General features: G+C 73.0%; 18 protein-coding genes. 12 read left to right on the forward strand and 6 right to left on the reverse strand.

Annotated elements, in window-relative coordinates:
• Positions 1-50: 50 nt before the first annotated feature.
• Positions 51-1,346: a threonine ammonia-lyase IlvA gene (gene ilvA / locus NBW76_RS05000; RefSeq protein ID WP_056556067.1), complete on the reverse strand. Its 1,296-nt coding sequence runs from the start codon at positions 1,344-1,346 to the stop codon at positions 51-53.
• Positions 1,347-1,378: 32 nt separating this feature from the next.
• Here ilvA and NBW76_RS05005 point away from each other — a divergent pair, with 32 nt between their 5' ends.
• The 5 genes from NBW76_RS05005 to NBW76_RS05025 all read left to right on the forward strand — a co-directional run bounded on the left by NBW76_RS05005 (position 1,379) and on the right by NBW76_RS05025 (position 6,096).
• Positions 1,379-2,884: a glycosyltransferase gene (locus NBW76_RS05005; protein ID WP_056556064.1), complete on the forward strand. Its 1,506-nt coding sequence runs from the start codon at positions 1,379-1,381 to the stop codon at positions 2,882-2,884.
• Positions 2,885-2,989: 105 nt separating this feature from the next.
• The gene (locus NBW76_RS05010; protein ID WP_082482027.1) at positions 2,990-4,000 is read left to right on the forward strand and encodes a Rossmann-like and DUF2520 domain-containing protein; all 1,011 of its coding nucleotides are present in this window, start codon (positions 2,990-2,992) and stop codon (positions 3,998-4,000) included.
• 1 nt (position 4,001) lies between these two features.
• Positions 4,002-4,850 (forward strand): pantoate--beta-alanine ligase, encoded by an 849-nt coding sequence (gene panC, locus NBW76_RS05015; protein WP_056556061.1) that lies wholly within the window; start codon positions 4,002-4,004, stop codon positions 4,848-4,850.
• A gap of 2 nt (positions 4,851-4,852) precedes the next feature.
• Positions 4,853-5,323, forward strand: a complete 471-nt coding sequence (gene panD / locus NBW76_RS05020; protein ID WP_055963884.1) for an aspartate 1-decarboxylase — start codon at positions 4,853-4,855, stop codon at positions 5,321-5,323.
• Entirely contained in the window at positions 5,320-6,096 is a 777-nt protein-coding gene (locus NBW76_RS05025) for a type III pantothenate kinase (protein ID WP_056556058.1), read from the forward strand. The genes panD and NBW76_RS05025 overlap by 4 nt, the downstream gene beginning before the upstream one ends.
• Here the strand turns inward: NBW76_RS05025 and NBW76_RS05030 are convergent.
• Both NBW76_RS05030 and NBW76_RS05035 read right to left on the reverse strand, forming a co-directional pair.
• Positions 6,059-6,469, reverse strand: coding sequence for an ankyrin repeat domain-containing protein (locus NBW76_RS05030; protein ID WP_156364861.1), 411 nt, complete (start codon positions 6,467-6,469; stop codon positions 6,059-6,061). The genes NBW76_RS05025 and NBW76_RS05030 overlap by 38 nt on opposite strands.
• A gap of 370 nt (positions 6,470-6,839) precedes the next feature.
• On the reverse strand, positions 6,840-8,174 hold the full coding sequence (locus NBW76_RS05035) for an HNH endonuclease signature motif containing protein (RefSeq protein ID WP_250246816.1): 1,335 nt from the start codon (positions 8,172-8,174) through the stop codon (positions 6,840-6,842).
• A 153-nt stretch (positions 8,175-8,327) separates the two neighbouring features.
• On the opposite strand from NBW76_RS05035, the gene NBW76_RS05040 reads away from it, so the two are divergent.
• The 3 genes from NBW76_RS05040 to NBW76_RS05050 all read left to right on the forward strand — a co-directional run bounded on the left by NBW76_RS05040 (position 8,328) and on the right by NBW76_RS05050 (position 9,715).
• A complete protein-coding gene (locus NBW76_RS05040) occupies positions 8,328-9,119 on the forward strand; it encodes a TetR/AcrR family transcriptional regulator (protein WP_056556055.1) in 792 nt (263 codons plus the stop codon).
• Between the two features lie 138 nt (positions 9,120-9,257).
• The gene (locus NBW76_RS05045) at positions 9,258-9,431 is read left to right on the forward strand and encodes a CsbD family protein (protein ID WP_082482024.1); all 174 of its coding nucleotides are present in this window, start codon (positions 9,258-9,260) and stop codon (positions 9,429-9,431) included.
• 113 nt (positions 9,432-9,544) lie between these two features.
• Positions 9,545-9,715 (forward strand): CsbD family protein, encoded by a 171-nt coding sequence (locus tag NBW76_RS05050; RefSeq protein ID WP_082480264.1) that lies wholly within the window; start codon positions 9,545-9,547, stop codon positions 9,713-9,715.
• Positions 9,716-9,801: 86 nt separating this feature from the next.
• Here the strand turns inward: NBW76_RS05050 and nhaA are convergent, their stop codons facing one another.
• On the reverse strand, positions 9,802-11,631 hold the full coding sequence (gene nhaA, locus NBW76_RS05055; protein WP_235493046.1) for a Na+/H+ antiporter NhaA: 1,830 nt from the start codon (positions 11,629-11,631) through the stop codon (positions 9,802-9,804).
• 160 nt (positions 11,632-11,791) lie between these two features.
• Between nhaA and lysS the strand changes: the two genes are divergently transcribed.
• Both lysS and NBW76_RS05065 read left to right on the forward strand, forming a co-directional pair.
• Positions 11,792-13,297, forward strand: a complete 1,506-nt coding sequence (gene lysS, locus NBW76_RS05060; RefSeq protein WP_055963901.1) for a lysine--tRNA ligase — start codon at positions 11,792-11,794, stop codon at positions 13,295-13,297.
• Between the two features lie 70 nt (positions 13,298-13,367).
• Positions 13,368-14,384, forward strand: coding sequence for a hypothetical protein (locus NBW76_RS05065; RefSeq protein ID WP_056556050.1), 1,017 nt, complete (start codon positions 13,368-13,370; stop codon positions 14,382-14,384).
• A gap of 16 nt (positions 14,385-14,400) precedes the next feature.
• Here the strand turns inward: NBW76_RS05065 and NBW76_RS05070 are convergent, their stop codons facing one another.
• Both NBW76_RS05070 and NBW76_RS05075 read right to left on the reverse strand, forming a co-directional pair.
• Positions 14,401-15,330 carry a TauD/TfdA family dioxygenase gene (locus NBW76_RS05070; RefSeq protein ID WP_056556047.1) on the reverse strand — a complete coding sequence of 310 codons (930 nt, stop codon included), beginning with the start codon at positions 15,328-15,330 and terminating at the stop codon, positions 14,401-14,403.
• A gap of 203 nt (positions 15,331-15,533) precedes the next feature.
• The gene (locus NBW76_RS05075) at positions 15,534-17,180 is read right to left on the reverse strand and encodes a putative PEP-binding protein (RefSeq protein ID WP_056556043.1); all 1,647 of its coding nucleotides are present in this window, start codon (positions 17,178-17,180) and stop codon (positions 15,534-15,536) included.
• Between the two features lie 174 nt (positions 17,181-17,354).
• Between NBW76_RS05075 and NBW76_RS05080 the strand changes: the two genes are divergently transcribed.
• Positions 17,355-18,122, forward strand: coding sequence for a DeoR/GlpR family DNA-binding transcription regulator (locus NBW76_RS05080; protein WP_056556040.1), 768 nt, complete (start codon positions 17,355-17,357; stop codon positions 18,120-18,122).
• Positions 18,119-19,096: a 1-phosphofructokinase family hexose kinase gene (locus NBW76_RS05085; protein WP_056556037.1), complete on the forward strand. Its 978-nt coding sequence runs from the start codon at positions 18,119-18,121 to the stop codon at positions 19,094-19,096. Before NBW76_RS05080 ends, NBW76_RS05085 begins: the two co-directional genes overlap by 4 nt.
• The last annotated feature ends 49 nt before the right edge of the window (positions 19,097-19,145 follow it).

Genomic DNA, 19,145 nt, shown 5'->3' on the forward strand with positions numbered 1-19,145 from the left:
CAGAGGCCGTGCTCACGACGGCGGGGTCGCGCCGCCGTGCCCGAGGAGGGTCAGAGGATGAAGCGGAACAGCGGGCTGTCGCTCTCGATCCGTTCGATGCGCGGCGGTGCGGCCTCCATGCGTTCGAGCAGGGCCGGCAGGTCGTCGGCGCGGGCCAGCTCGATGCCCACGAGGGCGGGGCCGGTCTCGCGGTTGCTGTGCTTGACGTACTCGAACAGGGCGATGTCGTCGTCGGGGCCGAGCACCTCGTCGAGGAAGCGTCGCAGCGCACCCGGCTCCTGCGCGAACTCGACGAGGAAGTAGTGCTTGCGGCCCTCGTGCACGAGCGAGCGCTCCACGACGTCGGCGTAGCGGCTGACGTCGTTGTTGCCGCCGGACAGGATGCACAGCACGCGCGAGCCGGGCGCCACCGTCAGCAGGGAGCCCAGGACCGACGTCGCGAGGGCGCCTGCGGGCTCGGCGATGATGCCGTCGCTCTGGTACAGCGCGAGCATCTCGCTGCACACCTGGCCCTCCGGGACGCCGAGCATCTGCACGGACGGGGAGCCGTCGCCGCGCACGGTGTCGAGGGTGTGCCGACCGGCGCGTCGCACCGCGGCGCCGTCGACGAAGGTCTCGATCTCGGGCAGCGTCACCGGCTCGCCGGCTGCGAGCGCCGCCGCCATGGACGTCGCCCCGGCCGGCTCCACGCCCACGACCCGGACCCCGGGATGGCGCTCTCGGAGCCAGGCCATGCTGCCGGCGAGCAGGCCGCCTCCGCCGACGGGCACCACGAGCACGTCGGGGACGGGCTCGCCGAGCCGCTGCAGCTGGTCGAACGCCTCCTGCACGACCGTGCCCTGGCCGGCGATCGTGCGCGGGTCGTCGAAGGCCGGCACCAGGGTGGCGCCGTCGAGCGCCTCGCGGGTGGCTGCCGCCGACACGTCGTCGTAGGTCTCGCCGTCGAGGATCATCTCGATGGCGTCGCCGCCGATGCTCGCGATCCGGTCGCGCTTCTGGTGGGGCGTCGTGCGTGGCAGGTGCACGCGGCCGCGCACACCGAGCGCGGCGCACGCGAACGCCACGCCCTGGGCGTGGTTCCCTGCGCTCGCGGTGACCACGCCGGCAGCCCGTGCGGCGTCGTCGAGCTGCGCGATGAGGTTGTACGCGCCCCGCGCCTTGTAGGAGCGCACGACCTGCAGGTCCTCCCGCTTAAGCCAGACGTCGGCACCCGTGACCTCGCTCAGCCGGGCGCTGCGCTCGACCGGGGTGGCGGTCACCACGCCGGCCAGCCGCTCCGCGGCCGCCTCGACGTCGTCGGCCGTGACCAGGAGGCCGTGGGCCTCGGCCTGTGCGTCGGTGCTCATGGTGCTTGTCTACCCGACGTTATGCTCGCGGCGTGCCCCGCCTGCCCGTCCGTCGCCTCGTCCGCGGTGCCGTCGGCCGGGCCACCCGTCGGGTTCGCGACCTGCGCGGGCCGACGCTCAGCGTCGTGATGCCCGTGTACCAGGGCGAGGAGCACCTGGCGGCGGCCCTGGAGTCGGTGCTCGGGCAGCGCTACCGCCATCTCGAGGTCGTGGTCGTCGACGACGGCTCGACGGACGGCAGCCGGGCCATCGCCGAGGAGGTCGCGGCGCGCGACTCCCGCGTGGTCGTGCTCTCGCAGCCGAACGCGGGCCAGAGCGCGGCCCGCAACCGTGGTGTCGAGGTGGCCACCGGCACCTACCTCACGTTCGTCGACGCCGACGACGTCGTGACCCGTGAGGGCCTCGACGCGGCCGTGCGCGGGCTGGAGCGCAGCGGCTCCGACCTCGCCGTGCTGCCGTACCAGCGACTCGAGGGCGGGACCGTGGTGCGGCCCGCGCCGTGGATCCGGGCGCTGCACGCGCGGCCGGTGGAGGGCACCACGGTGTCGGAACGGCCCGACGTGCTCGTCCACGCCATCGCCTGCGCCAAGGTGTTCCGGCGCACCTTCTGGGACGCGGCCGGGCTGGCGTTCCCTCCCGGGGTCATCTACGAGGACCAGATCCTCACGGCCCAGGCGTTCCGCGAGGCCGCAGGCATCGACGTGACCTCCACGATGGCCTACTCCTGGCGGCGGCAGACGGCCTCCACCTCGCAGGGGCAGGTGACCGTCGAGAACGTGACGGCCCGCATGGACGCCGCCGACGAGTCACTCCGCCTGCTCGAGCCGCTGCCCGCCGTCCGCGAGGAGCGGGCGCTGCAGCTGCTCAAGCACAACGTCCCCAACTCCACGCTCAAGCTCGAGCGGGCCGACGACGCCTACCTCGAGGTCCTCGTGCAGCGGATCCCTCGGCTCGTGGCGGCGGTGGCCCCCGACCGCTACGCCCGCGAGGTGCCGGCCCAGCACCGCGTCATGAACGCCCTCCTGGACCAGGCCCGCGCCACCGGGGACCTCGCCGCGGTCTGGCGGTTCGTGCGCGCGGAGGGCCTGCAGTCACAGCTGTTCGACCTGGTGCCCACGTCCGACGGCCCGGCGATCGACCTGCCGGGGCGCCTCGACGACGATCTCGACCCCGTGACCTACCTGGCCACCGCCGAGCAGGTGCGGCTTCGCACGACCGTGCGCGAGGTCCTGGCCGGAGCCGACGAGCTCGTGGTCGACGTGCGGGCCTGGTTCCCCCACGCCGACGTGGCCGCCGCGTCGCTCACGGCACGCATGCTCACGGGCCGCGACACGGCAGCCGGCGAGGTCGAGCGGACCGACGACGCCGCCGCCTTCACGTCGCGGGCGGGCACCGTCCGCAGCTACCCGGGCTCGGGCTGGCGGCTGCGGTTCCCGGCCCCCGCCACCCGGCGCTGCGAGCTGGTGCTGACGCTGACCGTCGACGGGCCCGAGGGCCTGCACCTCGAGGGCCTGCGGAGCCACCGGCTCACGCTGTGACCCTCGCCACCTCCGTGCCACTGTGCGCCGCCGGAGGACGGTCGTAGACTGAGGGTGTCAGCAGTCTGGTACCCGTTCGCGGGACTGGAACGAGAGGCACTCCCCATGACGCATCCACGTCAGCACGACCCTGCGCGTGAGCGCTCGATCGACGGCACCGCGCGTGAGCGCACCACGGACGATGCTGCGCGCGAGCGCACCACCTACGGCGTCGTCGGCGCCGGCCGGGTCGGCTCCGTCCTGGCCGCCCGACTGCGCGCCGCCGGCCGCGACGTCGTGGGCATCAGCGCCCGCTCCGACGCCTCCGCCCTGCGCGCCCGCACTCTCGTGCCCGACGTGCCGGTGCTGTCGCCGGCCGAGGTCGCCGCGCGCAGCGACGTGCTGGTGCTCGCCGTCCCCGACGACGCCCTCGTGGCCGTGTCCGAGGAGCTCTCGACGGTGCTGCGTCCCGGCCAGGTGGTCGTGCACACGAGCGGGCGGCACGGCCTGGACGCCCTCCGGTCCGCGGCGCGCGTCGGCGCGCGCCCGGTGGCCCTGCACCCGGCCATGACGTTCACCGGCTCGTCGGTCGACCTGGGTCGCTCGTGCGCCATGGGCCTCACGGCCGGCGACGCCGAGCGCGAGGTCGCCGAGGACCTCGCCGTCACGCTCGGCGGCACCCCGGTGTGGATCGACGACGCCGACCGGGTCCGCTACCACGCGGCGCTCAGCCACGGCGCCAACCACCTCGTCACGCTCGTCGCCCAGGCCCGCGAGCTGCTCCACGGCATCGGTGCCGGGGCCGAGGCCTCGCAGATCCTGCGCCCGCTGCTCGAGGCGGCCCTCGAGAACGCCCTCGACCTCGGCGACGCCGCGCTGACCGGCCCCATCGCCCGCGGCGACGTCACCACCGTGCGGGCCCACGTCGACGCTCTCGCCACCGAGCCCGCCTCCACCCGCGACGCCTACGTCGCCATGGCCCACGCCACCACCGAGCGCGCCGCGGCCGACGGTCGGCTCGACGCCGCCACCGCGGCGGTCGTGGAGTCCGCCCTCGACGAGTCGGTGCTTCGCGGGTCGGGGCTCCACGGGTCGGGATCGGCCGACGAGCGGCAGCACGCGCACGGACGGGCCTGACATGACCCCCGTCGTCGCCCGTACCCGGGCCGAGCTGCGTGCGGCCCTCGCGGGGGCCGACCGCACGGCGTTCGTGCCCACCATGGGTGCGCTGCACGACGGCCACGCGCGCCTCATGCGGCACGCACGCCCGCTCGGCGACACGCTCGTGGTCTCGATCTTCGTCAACCCCACCCAGTTCGGGCCGGGCGAGGACCTCGACGCCTACCCGCGCACCTTCGACGCCGACCTGGTCGTCTGCGAGCGCGAGGGCGTCGACGTCGTGTTCGCGCCCGACGTCGACGAGATGTACCCCGGCGGCCTGGACGGGGCCGTGACCGTCGACCCGGGCCCGCTCGGGCAGGTGCTCGAGGGCGCCGCCCGCCCCACGCACTTCCGCGGCGTGCTCACCGTGGTCGCGAAGCTGTTCGCCCTCGTGCGCCCCGACGTCGCCGTCTTCGGCGAGAAGGACTTCCAGCAGCTGGCGCTGATCCGCCGCATGGTGCGCGACCTGGCGCTCGACGTCGAGGTCGTGGGCCACCCGATCGTCCGCGAGGCCGACGGCCTGGCGCTCAGCTCGCGCAACACCTACCTGACGCCGATCCAGCACGAGCAGGCGCTCGCCCTCTCCGTCGCGCTGCGAGCCGCCGCCGACGAGGGCGTCGTCGGACGCGACGCCGTGCTGAAGGCCGCGCGCGAGGTGCTCGACGCCGCCGACGGCGTCGAGGTGGACTACCTGGTCGTGACCGACCTGTTGCTCGGCGACGTCGACGACTCCTACGAGGGGGAGGCGCGGATCCTGGTGGCAGCCAGGGTCGGCACCACGCGCCTGCTCGACAACTCACCCGTGGTGCTCCGGAAGGGACCCTGACCATGCTCCGCACGATGATGACCTCGAAGATCCACCGCGCCACTGTCACGCAGGCCGACCTGCACTACGTCGGCTCCGTGACGGTCGACGCCGACCTGCTCGACGCGGCGAACCTGCTGCCGGGCGAGCTCGTGCACATCGTCGACATCGACAACGGCGCCCGCATCCAGACCTACACGATCGCCGGCGAGCGCGGCTCGGGCGTCATCGGCATCAACGGTGCCGCCGCTCGCCTCGTGCATCCCGGCGACCTGGTGATCCTCATCGGCTACGGCCAGATGGACGACGCCGAGGCACGCGAGCACCAGCCGAGCGTCGTGTTCGTGGACTCCGAGAACCGCATCATCGGCACCGGGTCCGACCCGGCCGAGGCCCTGCCCGGGTCGGGGCTGACCCGCGGCGACGTCGTGGAGAACCCGCTCGTGGCGGCCGGCGGGGGTGCCGGGCCGGGGGCGGCGACGGTGGCGCCGTGACCCTCCTGACGCTCGACGTCGGCAACAGCCAGTCGGTCATCGGCGCGTTCGAGGGCGAGAAGCTCGTCGAGCACTGGACCGTCTCGTCGCAGACGCAGCGCACGGCCGACGAGTGGCACCTGCTCGCCCACGGCTTCGTGCGCGCAGCGGGTCTGGCCGACGTCCAGGCGGTGGCCATGTGCTGCACCGTGCCGTCGATCCAGGTCGAGCTGAAGGCGATGCTGGAGCGGTACTACGGCGGACTCCCGGTCTCGATCGTCGGGCCGGGCGTGAAGACCGGCATCCCGATCCACACCGACAACCCGCGCGAGGTGGGTGCCGACCGCATCGTCAACGCGCTCGCCGCGGCCGAGGTGTACGGCGGGCCGGCGATCGTGGTCGACATGAACGGCACGGCCACGATCTTCGACGTGGTCGACGACCGGAACCGGTACCTGGGCGGGGCGATCGCGCCGGCCGTCGAGCTGTCGCTCGAGGCGCTGGCTCGTCGCGGCGCCCAGCTGCGGGCGGTCGAGCTGGCCGTCCCCCGCGACGTCATCGGCAAGAACACCGTCGAGGCCGTGCAGTCGGGCGCGGTCTACGGGTTCGCGGGCCTGGTCGACGGGATGGTCGACCGGATCATCGAGTCGTTGGAGGCCGACCCCGACGACGTGGCGGTCATCGCGACCGGCGCCTACGCCGACGTGGTGCTCGACCACTGCACGACGATCACGTCACGCGACCCGTGGCTGACCCTCACCGGTCTGCGTCTGGTGCACGAGAAGAATTACTGAGCCACGCGGGCCACCACGCCGCCCGTCGGTCGCCCCGCCCACGAGGAGCGGGCCCTGCCGGAGGTGCACCCGCTGCCGGGCGTGCGCCGAGCTCGACGAGGTGGGCCTCGAGCGCGGTCAGGCCCGCAGCCCGGGCCGCCGCGACCGGTGTGGTCTCGTCCAGCTCGGAGACCAGCGTCGGGTCGGCTCCGTGGCCGAGCAGCTCTCGAGCCACCGCATCCTGACCGGCCAGGATGCTGGTCACCAGCGCGGTCGACTGCAGCTCGGGGTGCACGTAGTCGGGGTCGACGCCCCGCTCCAGGTGGAAGCGGACCAGCTCGACGTCGCCGCGCACGGCGGCGGCGAACATGTCCTTGAAGTCCCCGCCCGACATGGGCACTCCCTTCGTCGCCGCGAGTCTAGGGCCGGCCGGGCCGGCACTCGGTGGTCGAGTGCCTCCACGAGCGCCAGCGAGGGGAGGTGTATCGAGACCACTCCTGGGCGGTCCAGCGGTAGCCGCCCTGCGTGTCGAGACCGTCGGTGAGTGGTCTCGATACGGACGGGCCTCGCACGCTCGCCCGTCCTGCTCGACCAGCGACGTCGGCCTCGGTGGTCGAGCGCGGCTCACGCCCGGTGGTCGAGTAGCGGTTCCGGCGACGGAGGAGCTCGGAACCGCGTATCGAGACCACTCTGGGCAGCTCAGCGATGCGCGGGCAGCACGAGCACCCCCCACCAAGAGGTCGGGGTGTCGTGGGCGTGAGGGTTCAGGGTCGCCAGCGTTGGTTGCGTTGCCAGGTGTCGGAGCCGGGGAGCTTCCACTCGACGTGTCCGTCGTCGGGGTTGATGCGTCCGATCCAGCCCTGGTCGTGTGCTCGGTGGTGGTGGAACGGACAGAGAAGTGCGCCGTCCCTGATGTCGGTGGTCTTGGAGATCGCGTACGGATTCAGGCGGTGAGCCTCGGTCCACCTGGCGTCACGGTCGCATCCGGGTGTCGTGCATCCCATGTCGCGCTTCTCCATCGCCCGGCGTGAGCTGCGGTTGAAGTACCGGTTGGCGGAGCCGAGGTCGAGCGGGAGTGGCGTTCCGTTGAGGACCATGGGGACGATCTGTGCCGAGCAGGCGAGCCGGCGCGCTTCGCCGGCGCTGATGCGGGTGCCGTCCGACAGCCCGGCGGCCTTGACGCCGCCCATGAGGGTGTCGAGGTCGAGGTTGACCGTCACGACGGCGGAGACGCCACCGTTGGACGGCAGGGAATCAGCCGGGATGTGCTCGATCAACGTGGCGAAGGCGTGGCCGAGGCGCTGCGGGTAGGACTGGCCGAACCCCACCTCGTCGTGCTCGCCGGTGGCGGCGTTGACGGTCCCGACCTTCTGGTGCGGGGCTGCGAGCGCGTCGAGGGCGGTCTTGAGCATGGCGCCCTGTGCTTCGGGGAGGGTGAAGCGTCCGGTGACGGTGCCGTCATTGTTGTCCCACATCGAGAAGCTGGTCTTCTTGCGGGCTTCCTCTTCGCGGCGACGCAGGATCTCGTCCTCGTCGGCGTCGACCTCGTCGACGGTCTTGCGGTAGGTCTCGGTGATCCGGGCGGCCCTGCGGCGCAGGTCCTTGAGGGTGAGCTTCTGCGCGTCCTTGAGCAGGGTCTTCTCACACATCAGGCGTTGCTCGCTGGTGACGTCCTCGGGCAGCTTCGCGAGGGCGCGGGAGAGGATGTCGGCCTGCTTCATCGTGATCTCGCCTGCCGCGAGGGCGGCTTCGGTGAGGGTGGTCTGCTCCTCGATCCGTTCGGCGGTGTTCACCAACGCGTCGGCGCCACTGCGGTCACCACCGAAGTCGATCGAGATCGTTGCCCCGGTAGAGGTGCCCGTCCCCGGTCGCGGTCCGTCACCGTTCGCAGCGGCCCTGCGAGCCTTCTCCAGCACACGTGCGGCGGCCATCTTGTGGGCCGACAACCGAGCTTCGGCGCGACTGATCTCAGCCAGGAGTCGTCGGACCTCGGCGGGGTCCAGGCCGTCCCACGCCTCGGTGGGGACCGTGTCGAGCAGGGCGTGGAGTCCGTGCACGCACGACGGCACCGGGTGGGTGTCGAGTGCGGCGACGCTCATGCTTCCTCCTGCTGGCCTACCCCCATTGTAGAGGTAGTATCAGGCAGGAAACAAGCACATGTTCGAATGCGTGACGAAGGTCCGAAACCCTCGAGTCCTTCGGCGCCGGCACTCCGGGTCGTTGGCCCTGCTCCTCCGTGGCACGATCCCCCCATGCCCTCCACGACCTCCCGACGCGGCACGCTGACGCGCCGCAAGATCGCCGAGGCCGCCCTGCGGCTGATCGACGACGAGGGCATCGGGTCGGCCTCGATGCGGGGGATCGCCAAGCGTCTGGGCGTCGAGGCGATGAGCCTCTACAAGCACGTCGGCACGCGTGACGACCTGCTCGACGCGGTCGTCGACCTGGTGGTGGCCGAGCTGGACGCCGATCCCGAGGTGCTGCGGGTGGCCGAGAACGGCTGGCGCGACTACCTGGAGCGGCTCGCGCGCGGCGTCCGCCGCTACGCGATGGCGCACCCGCACGCCTTCCCGATCGTGGCCACGCGACCGTCGGAGGCGCCGTGGATCAACCCGCCGCTGCGGTCCCTGACCTGGATCGAGTCGGTGCTCGAGGCGCTGCAGGCGGAGGGCTTCGACGACGACCAGGTGGTGTTCGCCTACCGGTCGTTCAACAGCTTCCTGCTGGGCTACCTGCTCATGGAGACGGGGGCGCGGACGCTGCGAGACCCGCGGGACGGCGACGGGTCTTTCTCCGCAGGTGCCGACGCCGCGGAGCCCGTGCCCGGTGGGCTCACCCCCACCCGTGACGAGGACGAGCAGGAGGCGGTGGCGCAGGCCGAGACGCCCCTGGAGATCCTCGACCCCTCCGGCGCCGTGGACGAGGCGACGTACCCGACGATCCACCGGCTGGCTGCCGGCCTGGCGGCCGACCGCTACGCCGAGGAGTTCGACCGCGCCCTGCAGGAGATGCTCGACGGCATCGCCTCGCGTCTCGCCGACTGACCTGCTCGCCGACCGGGTCGCGAGCGCGCCCCCGTTCGTGACCGAGGTCGCACGACACTCGTCTTGTGGGCCGCAGGCTTACGGCGTAAGGTTTACAACGTAAGCCACCCCGTTCCCCCACCCGAGAAGGAGAGTTCCATGAGCTTCATCGACAAGGCCAAGAACACCGCGGAGAAGGTCACCGGCGAGGTCAAGGAGGCCGTCGGCAAGGCGACCGACAACAAGGACCTCGAGGCCGAGGGCAAGAAGGACCAGACCAAGGGCTCGATCAAGAACGTGGGCGAGGACGTCAAGGACGCCTTCAAGAAGTAAACGCGTGTCACTGAGAAGTCACTGAACGTTCATCGGGCAGCGCTCGTTGGAGTTGCAGCGACTTCCAGCCGTCGTACCGTCGAAGTGTCACCCACCGATCCAGGAGGATCATCATGAGCTTCATCGACAAGGCCAAGAACACCGCTGAGAAGGTCGCCGGCGAGGTCAAGGAGAACGTCGGCAAGGCCACCGACAACAAGGACCTCGAGGCCGAGGGCAAGAAGGACCAGGCGTCCGGCTCGGTCAAGAACGCCGGCGAGAACGTCAAGGACGCCTTCAAGTGATCCTTGCTCGCTGAGCATCCGGCGAAGCCCGGTCACCGTCACGACGGCGACCGGGCTTTTCTGTGCCCGCACGTGCGGGCACGGACTCAGCGGCCCCGGCTGGCGTCGAGGGCGGCGATGAGCGTGGGCGCGTCCCACTGGCCGCCGTGCCGGGCGGTGCCGATGAAGAACGTCGGCGTCCCGGACACGTCCATGAGGTCGGCGTCGTCCTCGTCCTCGCGCACACGTCGGCGCACCGGGTCGGAGTCGAGGTCGGCCTCGAAGCGCTCGAGGTCCAGGCCGATCTCGTCGGCGTAGCGGAGCAGGTCGAGCCGCTCCAGCTGCGCCTGGTTGGCCCACAGCAGGCGGGCGTAGTCGAAGTGCCGACCCTGCAGGTAGGCCGCCTCGTAGGCGCGCGCCGCCAGCTCGGCGTGCGGGTGGTGCTGGTGCAGCGGCAGGTGGCGCCACACCCACACGAGGTCGCCCTCGAAGTGCTCGATCACCTCGTCGACCATGCCCGTGGCCCGGCTGCAGAACGGGCACTCGAAGTCGCCGTACTCCACGAGCACGAGCGGGGCGTCGGCACGGCCCTTGAAGTGGTCGCGCTCGGGGTCGAACGGCCGCAGGAGCACGGCACCGGGCTGCACGACGGGCCGGCGGGCGTCGAGCGCCTTGAGGACGACCCAGCCCAGCACGAACGCCAGCACGGAGGCGGCGAGGACGCCCACGCGAGCCTCGTCCTGCGCCGCGGGGTCGTCGATGGCGATGCCGACGATCAGCAGCGAGATCGTGAAGCCGATCCCCGAGAGGGCGGCCCCGCCCGCGACGCGGCCGATGGTCAGACCGGGCGCGAGCACACCGAGGCCCACCTTCTGGGCGAGCAGGGTCGCGCCGGTGATGCCGAGGAGCTTTCCGGCGACGAGCCCGGCCACCACGCCCCACGTCAGTGACGACGAGGCCGACCGCTCGAGGGTCGCGGCGTCGAGCACCACGCCGGCGTTCGCGAGCGCGAAGATCGGCAGGATCACGAACGCGACGTAGGGCGCGAACGACTGCTGGAGCCGCTCGTTGATGGAGATGGACTCGCGCAGCTGGCGGCCCGCGGCCGCGGCGTAGGCCGGGTTGGGGGACTGGCGGAACGCACGCGTCAGCTCCACGACGCGCTCCACGTCGTGCCGGCGAGGCGCTGCGACGGGGATGAGCAGCGCGACCGCGACGCCCGCGAGGGTGGCGTGCACCCCCGCCTCGTGCAGACCGAACCAGACCACCACCGACAGCGCCGCGTACAACGGGCCCCGGCCCGACGGCAGCAGTCGCACGAGAGCGATCAGCGCGAGGGCCCCCACCGCGACGAGCAGCGGGGTGACGCGCAGGTCGTCGGTGTAGAAGATCGCGATGGCGCCCAGGGCGCCGATGTCGTCGACGACGGCCAGCGTCAGCAGGAAGACCCGGAGCCGGGAGGGGTGGTGCGGCCGGATGATGGCGAGCGCGCCCACGAGGAACGCCGTGTCGGTGGAGATGACCACGCCCCAGGCGTGCGCCTGGCCGGAGTCGCGTGCGATCAGCAGGAACACGAGCGCGGGGACCAGCAGCCCGGCGAGCGCCGCGGTCGCGGGCACGATGGCGCGGGACCGGTCGGTGAGCTCGCCGATCGTCAGCTCGCGCTTGACCTCCAGCCCGACGGCGAAGAAGAAGAACGCCATGAGCGCGTCGTTGACCAGGTGGTAGAGGTCGAGGCCCATCGACCAGTCGCCCACGGCCACGCGCGCCTCGGTGTGCCAGAACGCGTCGTACCCGCTGCCGAGGTTGGCCCAGGCGATGGCCGCGAGGGTGGCCACCAGCAGCATGCCGGCGCCCAGCTGCTCGGTCTCGGCCCCGGCCACCCCACGACGGAGCCGGGTCAGGCGGGAGTCGGCAGCGGTCTCGGTCTCGCTCACGGGCGACATCCTCGCAGTCGGGTCACGGAGTGCACCAACCATCGGCCTCGCCGTGCTGTTCCCGCTGCCGTCGGTGGCACCCGACCGCGGCGGGTGGGCCGTTGCCCGGACCCGCCCGCCGGGCGAGCCGGGCCGTGCCCGGCCACTAGACTCCCCTTCCGTGAGCGCCGACACCCAGAACCCCGACGACGACCTGCCCGAGCAGCTGCGGATCCGCCGCGAGAAGCGCCAGCAGCTCATCGACGCCGGCCTCGAGCCGTACCCGACGGACCTGGGTCTCACCCACACCCTGGCGCAGGTGCGCGAGGCCTACGACCCCGAGGTGCTCGGCGCCGACCACCACACCGGCGACGTCGTGACGGTGGCCGGGCGGGTCATCTTCCGCCGTGGCACGGGCAAGCTGGTGTTCGTCTCGCTGCGCGAGGGCGACGGCACGAGCCTGCAGGCGATGGTCTCGCTCGACGGCGTGGGGGAGGAGTCGCTCGAGCGGCTCAAGCACCTCGTCGACATCGGCGACCACCTGGCCGTCACGGGCGAGGTCATCACGTCGCGGCGCGGCGAGCTGAGCGTCCAGGCGTCGTCGTGGGCGATCGCCGCCAAGACGCTGCGGCCGCTGCCGAACGAGCACAACCCGCTCTCGGACGAGGCGCGCAGTCGGATGCGCTACGTCGACCTGATCGTCCGCCCCGAGGCCCGCGACAACGTCCGCGTGAAGGCCAAGGTGCTGCAGTCGCTGCGCCGCACCCTCGACGAGCGCGCCTACGTCGAGGTCGAGACGCCGGTGCTCCAGCACACCAACGGTGGAGCGGCCGCCCGCCCCTTCCACACCCACGTCAACGCCTTCGACGAGAGCGCCCTGCTGCGCATCGCCCTCGAGCTGCACCTCAAGCGCTCGCTCGTCGGCGGCATCGACCGCGTGTACGAGATCGGCAAGACGTTCCGCAACGAGGGCGTGGACAACACCCACAACCCCGAGTTCATGATGCTGGAGGCGTACGAGGCGTACGGCTCCTACGACACGATGGCCGACCTCACCCGCGCGCTCGTGGTCGACGCGGCCCGTGCGGTCGGTCGGACGGTCGTCCCCGGTCGGGACGGCAGCGAGATCGACCTCGAGCAGCCCTGGCGGCGGGCCACGATCCACGAGCTGGTGGGCGAGGCCGTCGGCCAGCAGGTCGACGTCGAGACGTCCGAGGAGTCGCTGAAGGCCCTGGCCGCCCGGCACGACGTGGCGCTGCAGGACCACTGGGGCGCCGGAGAGATCGTGCTCGAGCTGTTCGAGAAGCTCGTCGAGCACACGCTGATCCAGCCGACGTTCGTGTGCGACTACCCCGAGGCCGTGCGTCCGCTCGCGAAGAAGCACCGCACCACCCCCGGCCTGGTCGAGGCGTGGGACCTGATCATCAACGGCGTCGAGCTGGCTCCGGCCTACACCGAGCTCAACGACCCCGTCGTGCAGCGCGAGCGGCTCGAGGAGCAGGCGCGCCTCGCCGCGGCCGGTGACCCCGAGGCCATGGACGTCGACGAGGACTTCCTGCGCGCGCTCGAGTTCGGCATGCCCCCGGCCGGTGGGCTCGGGCTGGGCGTCGACCGGCTGGTGATGCTGCTGCAGGGCATCGGCATCCGCGAGGCGATCCTGTTCCCGATCTCGCGTCGCGAGGTCTGAGACCGGACGCACGACCCGCGGGGGCGCGCGGCGGTCGCGTCGGCCGTGCGACGTCGGGCAGGATCGCGGCATGTCCCGTGCGCCGGTCGCCCTCTGGTGGTTACTGCTGCTGGTCGCGGCGGGGGTCGCGATCGTGCCGGTCGGCTCGGTCGAGCACCGTGCCGAGTCGACGGCCGAGGAGCTCGCCCAGGCCCGCGGGTGGGAGGGGACGACCCAGCTGGTCGAGGGCCGTTTCGTGCGCATGAGCCGCGTGCAGGAGGTGCTCCCGCGCTCCTACAGCGCCCGCTCCACCTACGAGGTCGAGGTGAGCGGGGCGTCCTCGCCCGTCGAGGTCGACGTGCCTGCGCGCAGCGACAGCGGTCCGCCGCAGGAGTCCGAGCAGCCCGACCGGCTCGACCTGCGCATCGCGCGCGACGACCGGGGTCGGGCCGAGGCGGTCGAGTGGGGGGAGTCCCTCGCCTCGCTCGACGTCGAGATCGCACGGCGCGTCGACGCGGCCTCGTCCGCTGCTGACCGGGCGACGCTGACGCGGTGGACGGTCGGGCTGGTGCTCGGCGTGCTCCTGCTCGGCTGCGTGCTGGCCACGGTGGTCGCGTCGCGCGAGCCCGGTGGTCTCGGCCGACGCTTCGCCGGCACGCGCGCGGCCGCCGACGCCGAGCCGGACCGGCTGGAGCGCGCGGCGCGCTCGCCCGAGCTGCCGATCGGCATGCTCGTGCTCACGCTGTTCGCGCTCGTCGTTCCCCTCGGCTGGCCCGACCGCGGCACGGCCGTGCTCTCCGGATTCGTGGCGCTCGCCGCCGTGTCGCTGCTCGTGCGGGAGCAGGAGGCGGTCGCGCGGGTCACGACGTCGGGCGCCCCCGCGTCGACGGCGCGTCGCCGGGTGGCGCTGGTGTGGCGCGGCTCGGCCGTCGTCGGCGTGCTGCTCGGTCTGCTCCTGCTGTTCCTCGGCTGGTTCTCCAGCGGGCTCGCGCCGGACGCGGCGGAGGGCGGCGAGATGCTGCGCCGGGGCCTGGCCGTACTCGTCCTGTCCGGATGCACGGTCGCGGCGGCGTTCCACCACCGGGTGGACCGCGTCCCGACGCGGTAGGCGGCTGCGTCGGCCGTCAGGAGGAGTAGGCCGAGGTGTCGCCGACGCGCTGCGTGGAGCGGGTGCCGTCGAGGCTCACCGGAACGGTGCCCGCGACGGTGATGCGATGCATGACGCGGTGGTGGTCGTCGTAGTCGGCCACCGCGTAGTGCTGGGTGGCGCGGTTGTCCCAGATCGCGACGTCGCCCGGCTCCCAGCTCCATCGCGCGGTGTTCTCGAGGCGGGTGATCTCGCGCTGCAGCATCTCGAGGACCGAGGCCGAGTCGCGCGTGGACAGTCCCACGAGGCGCTTGACGAACTGGCCCAGCAGCAGCGACCGTTCGCCGGTCTCCGGGTGCACGTGCACGACCGGGTGCTCGGCCTCGAACAGCCTCGACCCGAACTCCTCCCGGTACGTCTCCTCGGCGACGTCGATGCCGCCGATGCGCTGCTCGTCGACGTCCGCGGCGTAGTCGTACCGGTTGGTGTGCACGGCCCACAGCCTGTCGGCCATCGCCCGGACCGCGGGGTGCAGCGACGCGTAGGCCGCCGCGGTGTTGGCCCAGACCGTCGTCCCTCCGTACGGCGGGAGCGTCACCGACCGCAGGACGCTGATCGCCGGCACGCGGTCGACGAAGGTCACGTCGGTGTGCCAGGCGTTGGCCTTGCCGTGCGAGGAGTCGATCGGCAGCACCGCCGCTCCGACGCCGCGGACCGTCGGGTGCGGCGAGGTCGGGACGCCGAGGGTGGCGGCGAACGCGTGGTGCTCGATGTCGTCGAGGTGGTGCTGCCCGCGGACGAAGAGGACCTTGTGGCGCAGCAGGGCCGCGCGGACGTCGCGGACCTCCTCGGGCGCGAGCCCGCCGCCCAGCCGGACGCCCGAGACCACGGCACCGACGCGTCCACCCACGGGTCGCACCTCGACCGAGGAGGCCGTCGTCGTGGGATCGGGTGCGGTGAGGGTCATGGGTCGCTCCGGACGTCTCGCGGGTGGGTCGCTACCACCGTGCGCCGGATCGCCCTCGCGTGGCGACGGTCTCGCAGTGTGGACGACCCGCCCGCACTCACCTCGGTCCTCCCTCACTCACCTGTGGAGGTCCGCCATGGTGAGCGGGGGAGAGCCATGGTGAGCTCGCGATTCCCATCACGTGATGGGAATCGCCGAGCCGGTCAGGCGTCGAGGACGTCGGCGACCGCGGCACGGGCCGCGGTGGGGTCGGCGGCGGCCACGGCCGCACGGGCGGCCTCCTGGCACTGGGCCAGCGTCACGGACGCGAGGCGGGCGCCCACGGGACGGACCGCGCCGGCGGCGCACGACAGGGACGTGACGCCGAGACCCACCAGCACGCACGCGAGCGCGGGGTCGGCGGCGGCCTCCCCGCAGACGCCGACCGGCTTGCCGGCACGCTCCCCGGCTCGCGCCACGGCCTCCACGAGCACCAGGAGACCGGGCTGCCAGGGATCGGTCAGGTCGCCCAGCTCGGCCGACATCCGGTCGGCGGCGAACGTGTACTGGCTGAGGTCGTTCGTGCCGATGGAGACGAAGTCGACGTGCTCGAGGACGCGGTCGGCGAGCAGCGCGGCGGAGGGCGTCTCGACCATGACGCCCGGGACCAGCCCCCGCTCCCGGCACTGGGCGGCGAACGCCGCGGCCTCCGACGGGACCGAGACCATGGGTGCCATCACCCAGACGTCTGCCTCGGTGGCGTCCGCCGCCGCCGCGACCGCGTCGAGCTGGTGGGCCAGGAGGTCGGGACGTCGGCGGGCGACCCGCAGTCCGCGCACGCCGAGCGCCGGGTTGGCCTCGGACCCCATGTCGGCGAACGCCAGCGGCTTGTCGGAGCCGGCGTCGAGGGTGCGGACGACCACCTTGCCCGCGCCCGCCGCCTCCATGACCGCGGCGTAGATCGACGTCTGCTCCTGGACCGACGGCTCGGACGGACGGTCGAGGAAGCTGAGCTCGGTGCGGTAGAGGCCGAAGCCCTCCACCGGCTCCTGCGCGGCGCGCTCGGCGCCGGCCGCGTCCTGGACGTTGGCGAGCACCTGCACGGCGTGGCCGTCGGCGGTGCGGCCCGGACCCTCCCACGCGGCGTCGGCGGAGCGTCGCACGGCGTCGGCCTCGACCCGGGTCCGCGCCGCGTCGGCGTCGGGGGACAGCACGACCTCTCCCGTGCCGCCGTCGACGAGGGCGGTGGCAGGCAGCTCCTGCGGCAGGTCGACGATGCCGACGACGCAGGGGATGCCCAGCTGGCGGGCGATGATCGCGGTGTGGCTCGTGGGTCCACCGAGCCGGACGGCGATGCCCACCACGAGCGTCGGGTCCAGGCCGGCGGTGTCGGCGGGGGCGAGGTCGTCGGCCAGCAGCACCGACGGCTGGGTCGGCACGCCGACGCCAGGCTCGGGCTGCCCGAGGATCTCGGCGACCACGCGGTCGCGCACGTCGCGCAGGTCGGTCACGCGCTCGGCCATCACGCCACCGGCGGCGGTGAACATGGCGACGAGCTCGTCGACGGCCTTGGAGGTCGACGTCGCAGGACCGTTCCCGGCGCCGGCGTGCTTCGCGACAAGGGCGGCCAGGCCGCGGTCCTGCACGAGGGCGGCCGTGGCGCTCAGCACCTCGGACGCGGAGCCGGTGGACAGGGCGGCCCGCTCCTGCAGCCGGTCGGCGACGACGGCGGCCGCCGACGCGAACACTGCGGGGGTGTCGTCGCGAGCGGGCTCGTCGGCGGGCACGGCGGGACGGTCGCCGGGCACCAGCACGGCGCCGTGTCCCACGCCGGCCACCACGGGGGTGCCGATGAGGGTGACCGTGGTCATGGATTCCTGTGGGGATGTGCCCGGCATGCTTGACATGACCCGAGGTTATCCCGTAGAACGGCAGACATCAACATCAAATCCACACAAATCCACACGATGTCGTGACGTAGCCCACGTAGCCCACGTGGGGCACGCGGCCGTGGGGACGAGGTGGACCGACCTCCAGGAGCTCCTGTGTACGCCGCCGAACGTCGCGCTCTCCTCGCCTCCCGCCTGAGCGAGCACGGCCGGGTCAGCGTGGTCGACGCCGCCGACGAGCTCGGTGTCTCGGGCGAGACCATCCGCCGCGACCTCGACGTCCTGCAGCGGCACGGCCTCGCTCGCCGCGTGCACGGCGGGGCGGTCGCGCGCTCGGTGGCTCAGGTCGTCGAGCTCGGGCTCACGGACCGGGAGGCGCAGCACGCCCCCGAGAAGGAGGCGATCGCTCACGCAGCCCTCGCCTTCCTCCCGGACGCCGACGGCTGGGCGGCGTTCGACGCCGGCACCAGCACGGCCGCCCTCGTCGACGCGCTCCCGGCCGACGCCGCCTTCGACGCCGTCACGCACGGCACCTCGATCGCGTCGTCGCTCGCACGTCACGAGGGTGTGTCGCTGCTGCTGGTGGGCGGCCGGGTGCGGCCCACCACGGCCGCGGCGGTCGGCGCCGACACGGTCGCGGCCTACGGGCGCATGCGTCTCGACGTCGCGTTCCTCGGCACGAACGGCATCGCGCTCGAGCGTGGCCTGACCACCCCCGACGTCGAGGAGGCCGCGGTCAAGCGAGCGGTCGTGGCCGCGGCCCGGCGCGTCGTGGTGCTGGCGGACTCCTCGAAGATCGACACCGAGTACGCCATGAGCTTCGCGCCGATCGACGAGATCGACGTGCTGGTGACCGACCGTGGCGTGGCGCGCGAGCAGGTCAGCCGCCTGGAGCGCGCCGGCGTGGAGGTCGTGGTCGCATGATCGTCACGCTCACCGCGCACCCCGCCATCGACCGGCTGGTCGCGCTCGACGGCCCCCTCCGGCGCGGAGCCGTGCTGCGCACCGCGCCGTCCTCCGACCAGCCCGGGGGCAAGGGCCTCAACGTGGCCCGGGTGGTGCAGGCCGCCGGGGTCCCCGTGCGTGCCGTGGTCCCCGTGGCTCCCGACGACGCACTGCTCACCGCACTGCGCCCCACCGGTCTCGCGGTCGTCGTGGTGCCGGTCGCCGGGTCCACCCGCGTGAACCTGACGCTCGCGGAGCCCGACGGCACGACGACCAAGCTCAACGCGCCAGGCACCTCGCCCGCCCCGGCCGAGCTCGACGCGCTCGCCTCGGCCCTCGTCGACGCCGCCCGCGGAGCGACCTGGGTGGCGCTGTGCGGCTCGCTACCCCCGGGCGTCCCGGTCGACTGGTACGCGGCTCTGCTCCCTCGTCTGCGCGCCACAGGCGTCCGGGTCGCGGTCGACACGTCCGGACCGGCACTCGACGCCGTGCTCGCCCTCGACGGATCGGGGCCGGCCGAGCACGCGCCCGACGTCGTGAAGCCGAACGGCCACGAGCTGGTGGAGCTGATCGGCGGCGACGCCGAGGCCATCGAGTCCGACCCGTCCCTGGCCGCGGCCGAGGCGCAGCGGCTGCGCGCCGAGCGCGGCCCCGGCGAGGTGCTGCTGACGCTCGGCGCCACCGGCGCGGTGCTGGCCACCGCGCGCGGCACCTGGTTCTGCCCGTCGCCCCCGATCACGCCCCGCAGCACCGTGGGGGCCGGCGACGCCTCCCTCGCCGGGCTTCTGCTCGCCCGCGAGAGCGGCGCCGACGACGAAGGCGCCCTCGCCTCCGCGGTGGCGCACGGCAGCGCCGCCGCCGCCCTCGAGGGCTCCACGCCACCCACCCCCGCCGACGTCGACGCCCTCGTGCCCACCACGGCGCGTGCACTCGGCGTCACCGCGCTGTCCTGACCGTCCTGCTCGTCCACTCCCGCACCGCTCCCACCGAGAGAAGAACACC

This window comes from Aeromicrobium sp. Leaf245, assembly GCF_942548115.1.
Classification (GTDB): Bacteria; Actinomycetota; Actinomycetes; order Propionibacteriales; family Nocardioidaceae; genus Aeromicrobium.

Bases quoted from the DNA above. Each gene is read 5' to 3' on its own strand.
- ilvA (WP_056556067.1), bottom strand. From the start codon at position 1,346: ATGAGCACCGACGCACAGGCCGAGGCCCACGGCCTCCTGGTCACGGCC.
- NBW76_RS05070 (WP_056556047.1), bottom strand. From the start codon at position 15,330: ATGACCCTCACCGCACCCGATCCCACGACGACGGCCTCCTCGGTCGAG.
- NBW76_RS05030 (WP_156364861.1), bottom strand. From the start codon at position 6,469: ATGTCGGGCGGGGACTTCAAGGACATGTTCGCCGCCGCCGTGCGCGGC.
- NBW76_RS05035 (WP_250246816.1), bottom strand. From the start codon at position 8,174: ATGAGCGTCGCCGCACTCGACACCCACCCGGTGCCGTCGTGCGTGCAC.
- NBW76_RS05065 (WP_056556050.1), top strand. From the start codon at position 13,368: ATGTCCCGTGCGCCGGTCGCCCTCTGGTGGTTACTGCTGCTGGTCGCG.
- NBW76_RS05010 (WP_082482027.1), top strand. From the start codon at position 2,990: ATGACGCATCCACGTCAGCACGACCCTGCGCGTGAGCGCTCGATCGAC.
- NBW76_RS05045 (WP_082482024.1), top strand. From the start codon at position 9,258: ATGAGCTTCATCGACAAGGCCAAGAACACCGCGGAGAAGGTCACCGGC.
- NBW76_RS05040 (WP_056556055.1), top strand. From the start codon at position 8,328: ATGCCCTCCACGACCTCCCGACGCGGCACGCTGACGCGCCGCAAGATC.
- NBW76_RS05085 (WP_056556037.1), top strand. From the start codon at position 18,119: ATGATCGTCACGCTCACCGCGCACCCCGCCATCGACCGGCTGGTCGCG.
- NBW76_RS05050 (WP_082480264.1), top strand. From the start codon at position 9,545: ATGAGCTTCATCGACAAGGCCAAGAACACCGCTGAGAAGGTCGCCGGC.
- NBW76_RS05075 (WP_056556043.1), bottom strand. From the start codon at position 17,180: ATGACCACGGTCACCCTCATCGGCACCCCCGTGGTGGCCGGCGTGGGA.
- panC (WP_056556061.1), top strand. From the start codon at position 4,002: ATGACCCCCGTCGTCGCCCGTACCCGGGCCGAGCTGCGTGCGGCCCTC.
- panD (WP_055963884.1), top strand. From the start codon at position 4,853: ATGCTCCGCACGATGATGACCTCGAAGATCCACCGCGCCACTGTCACG.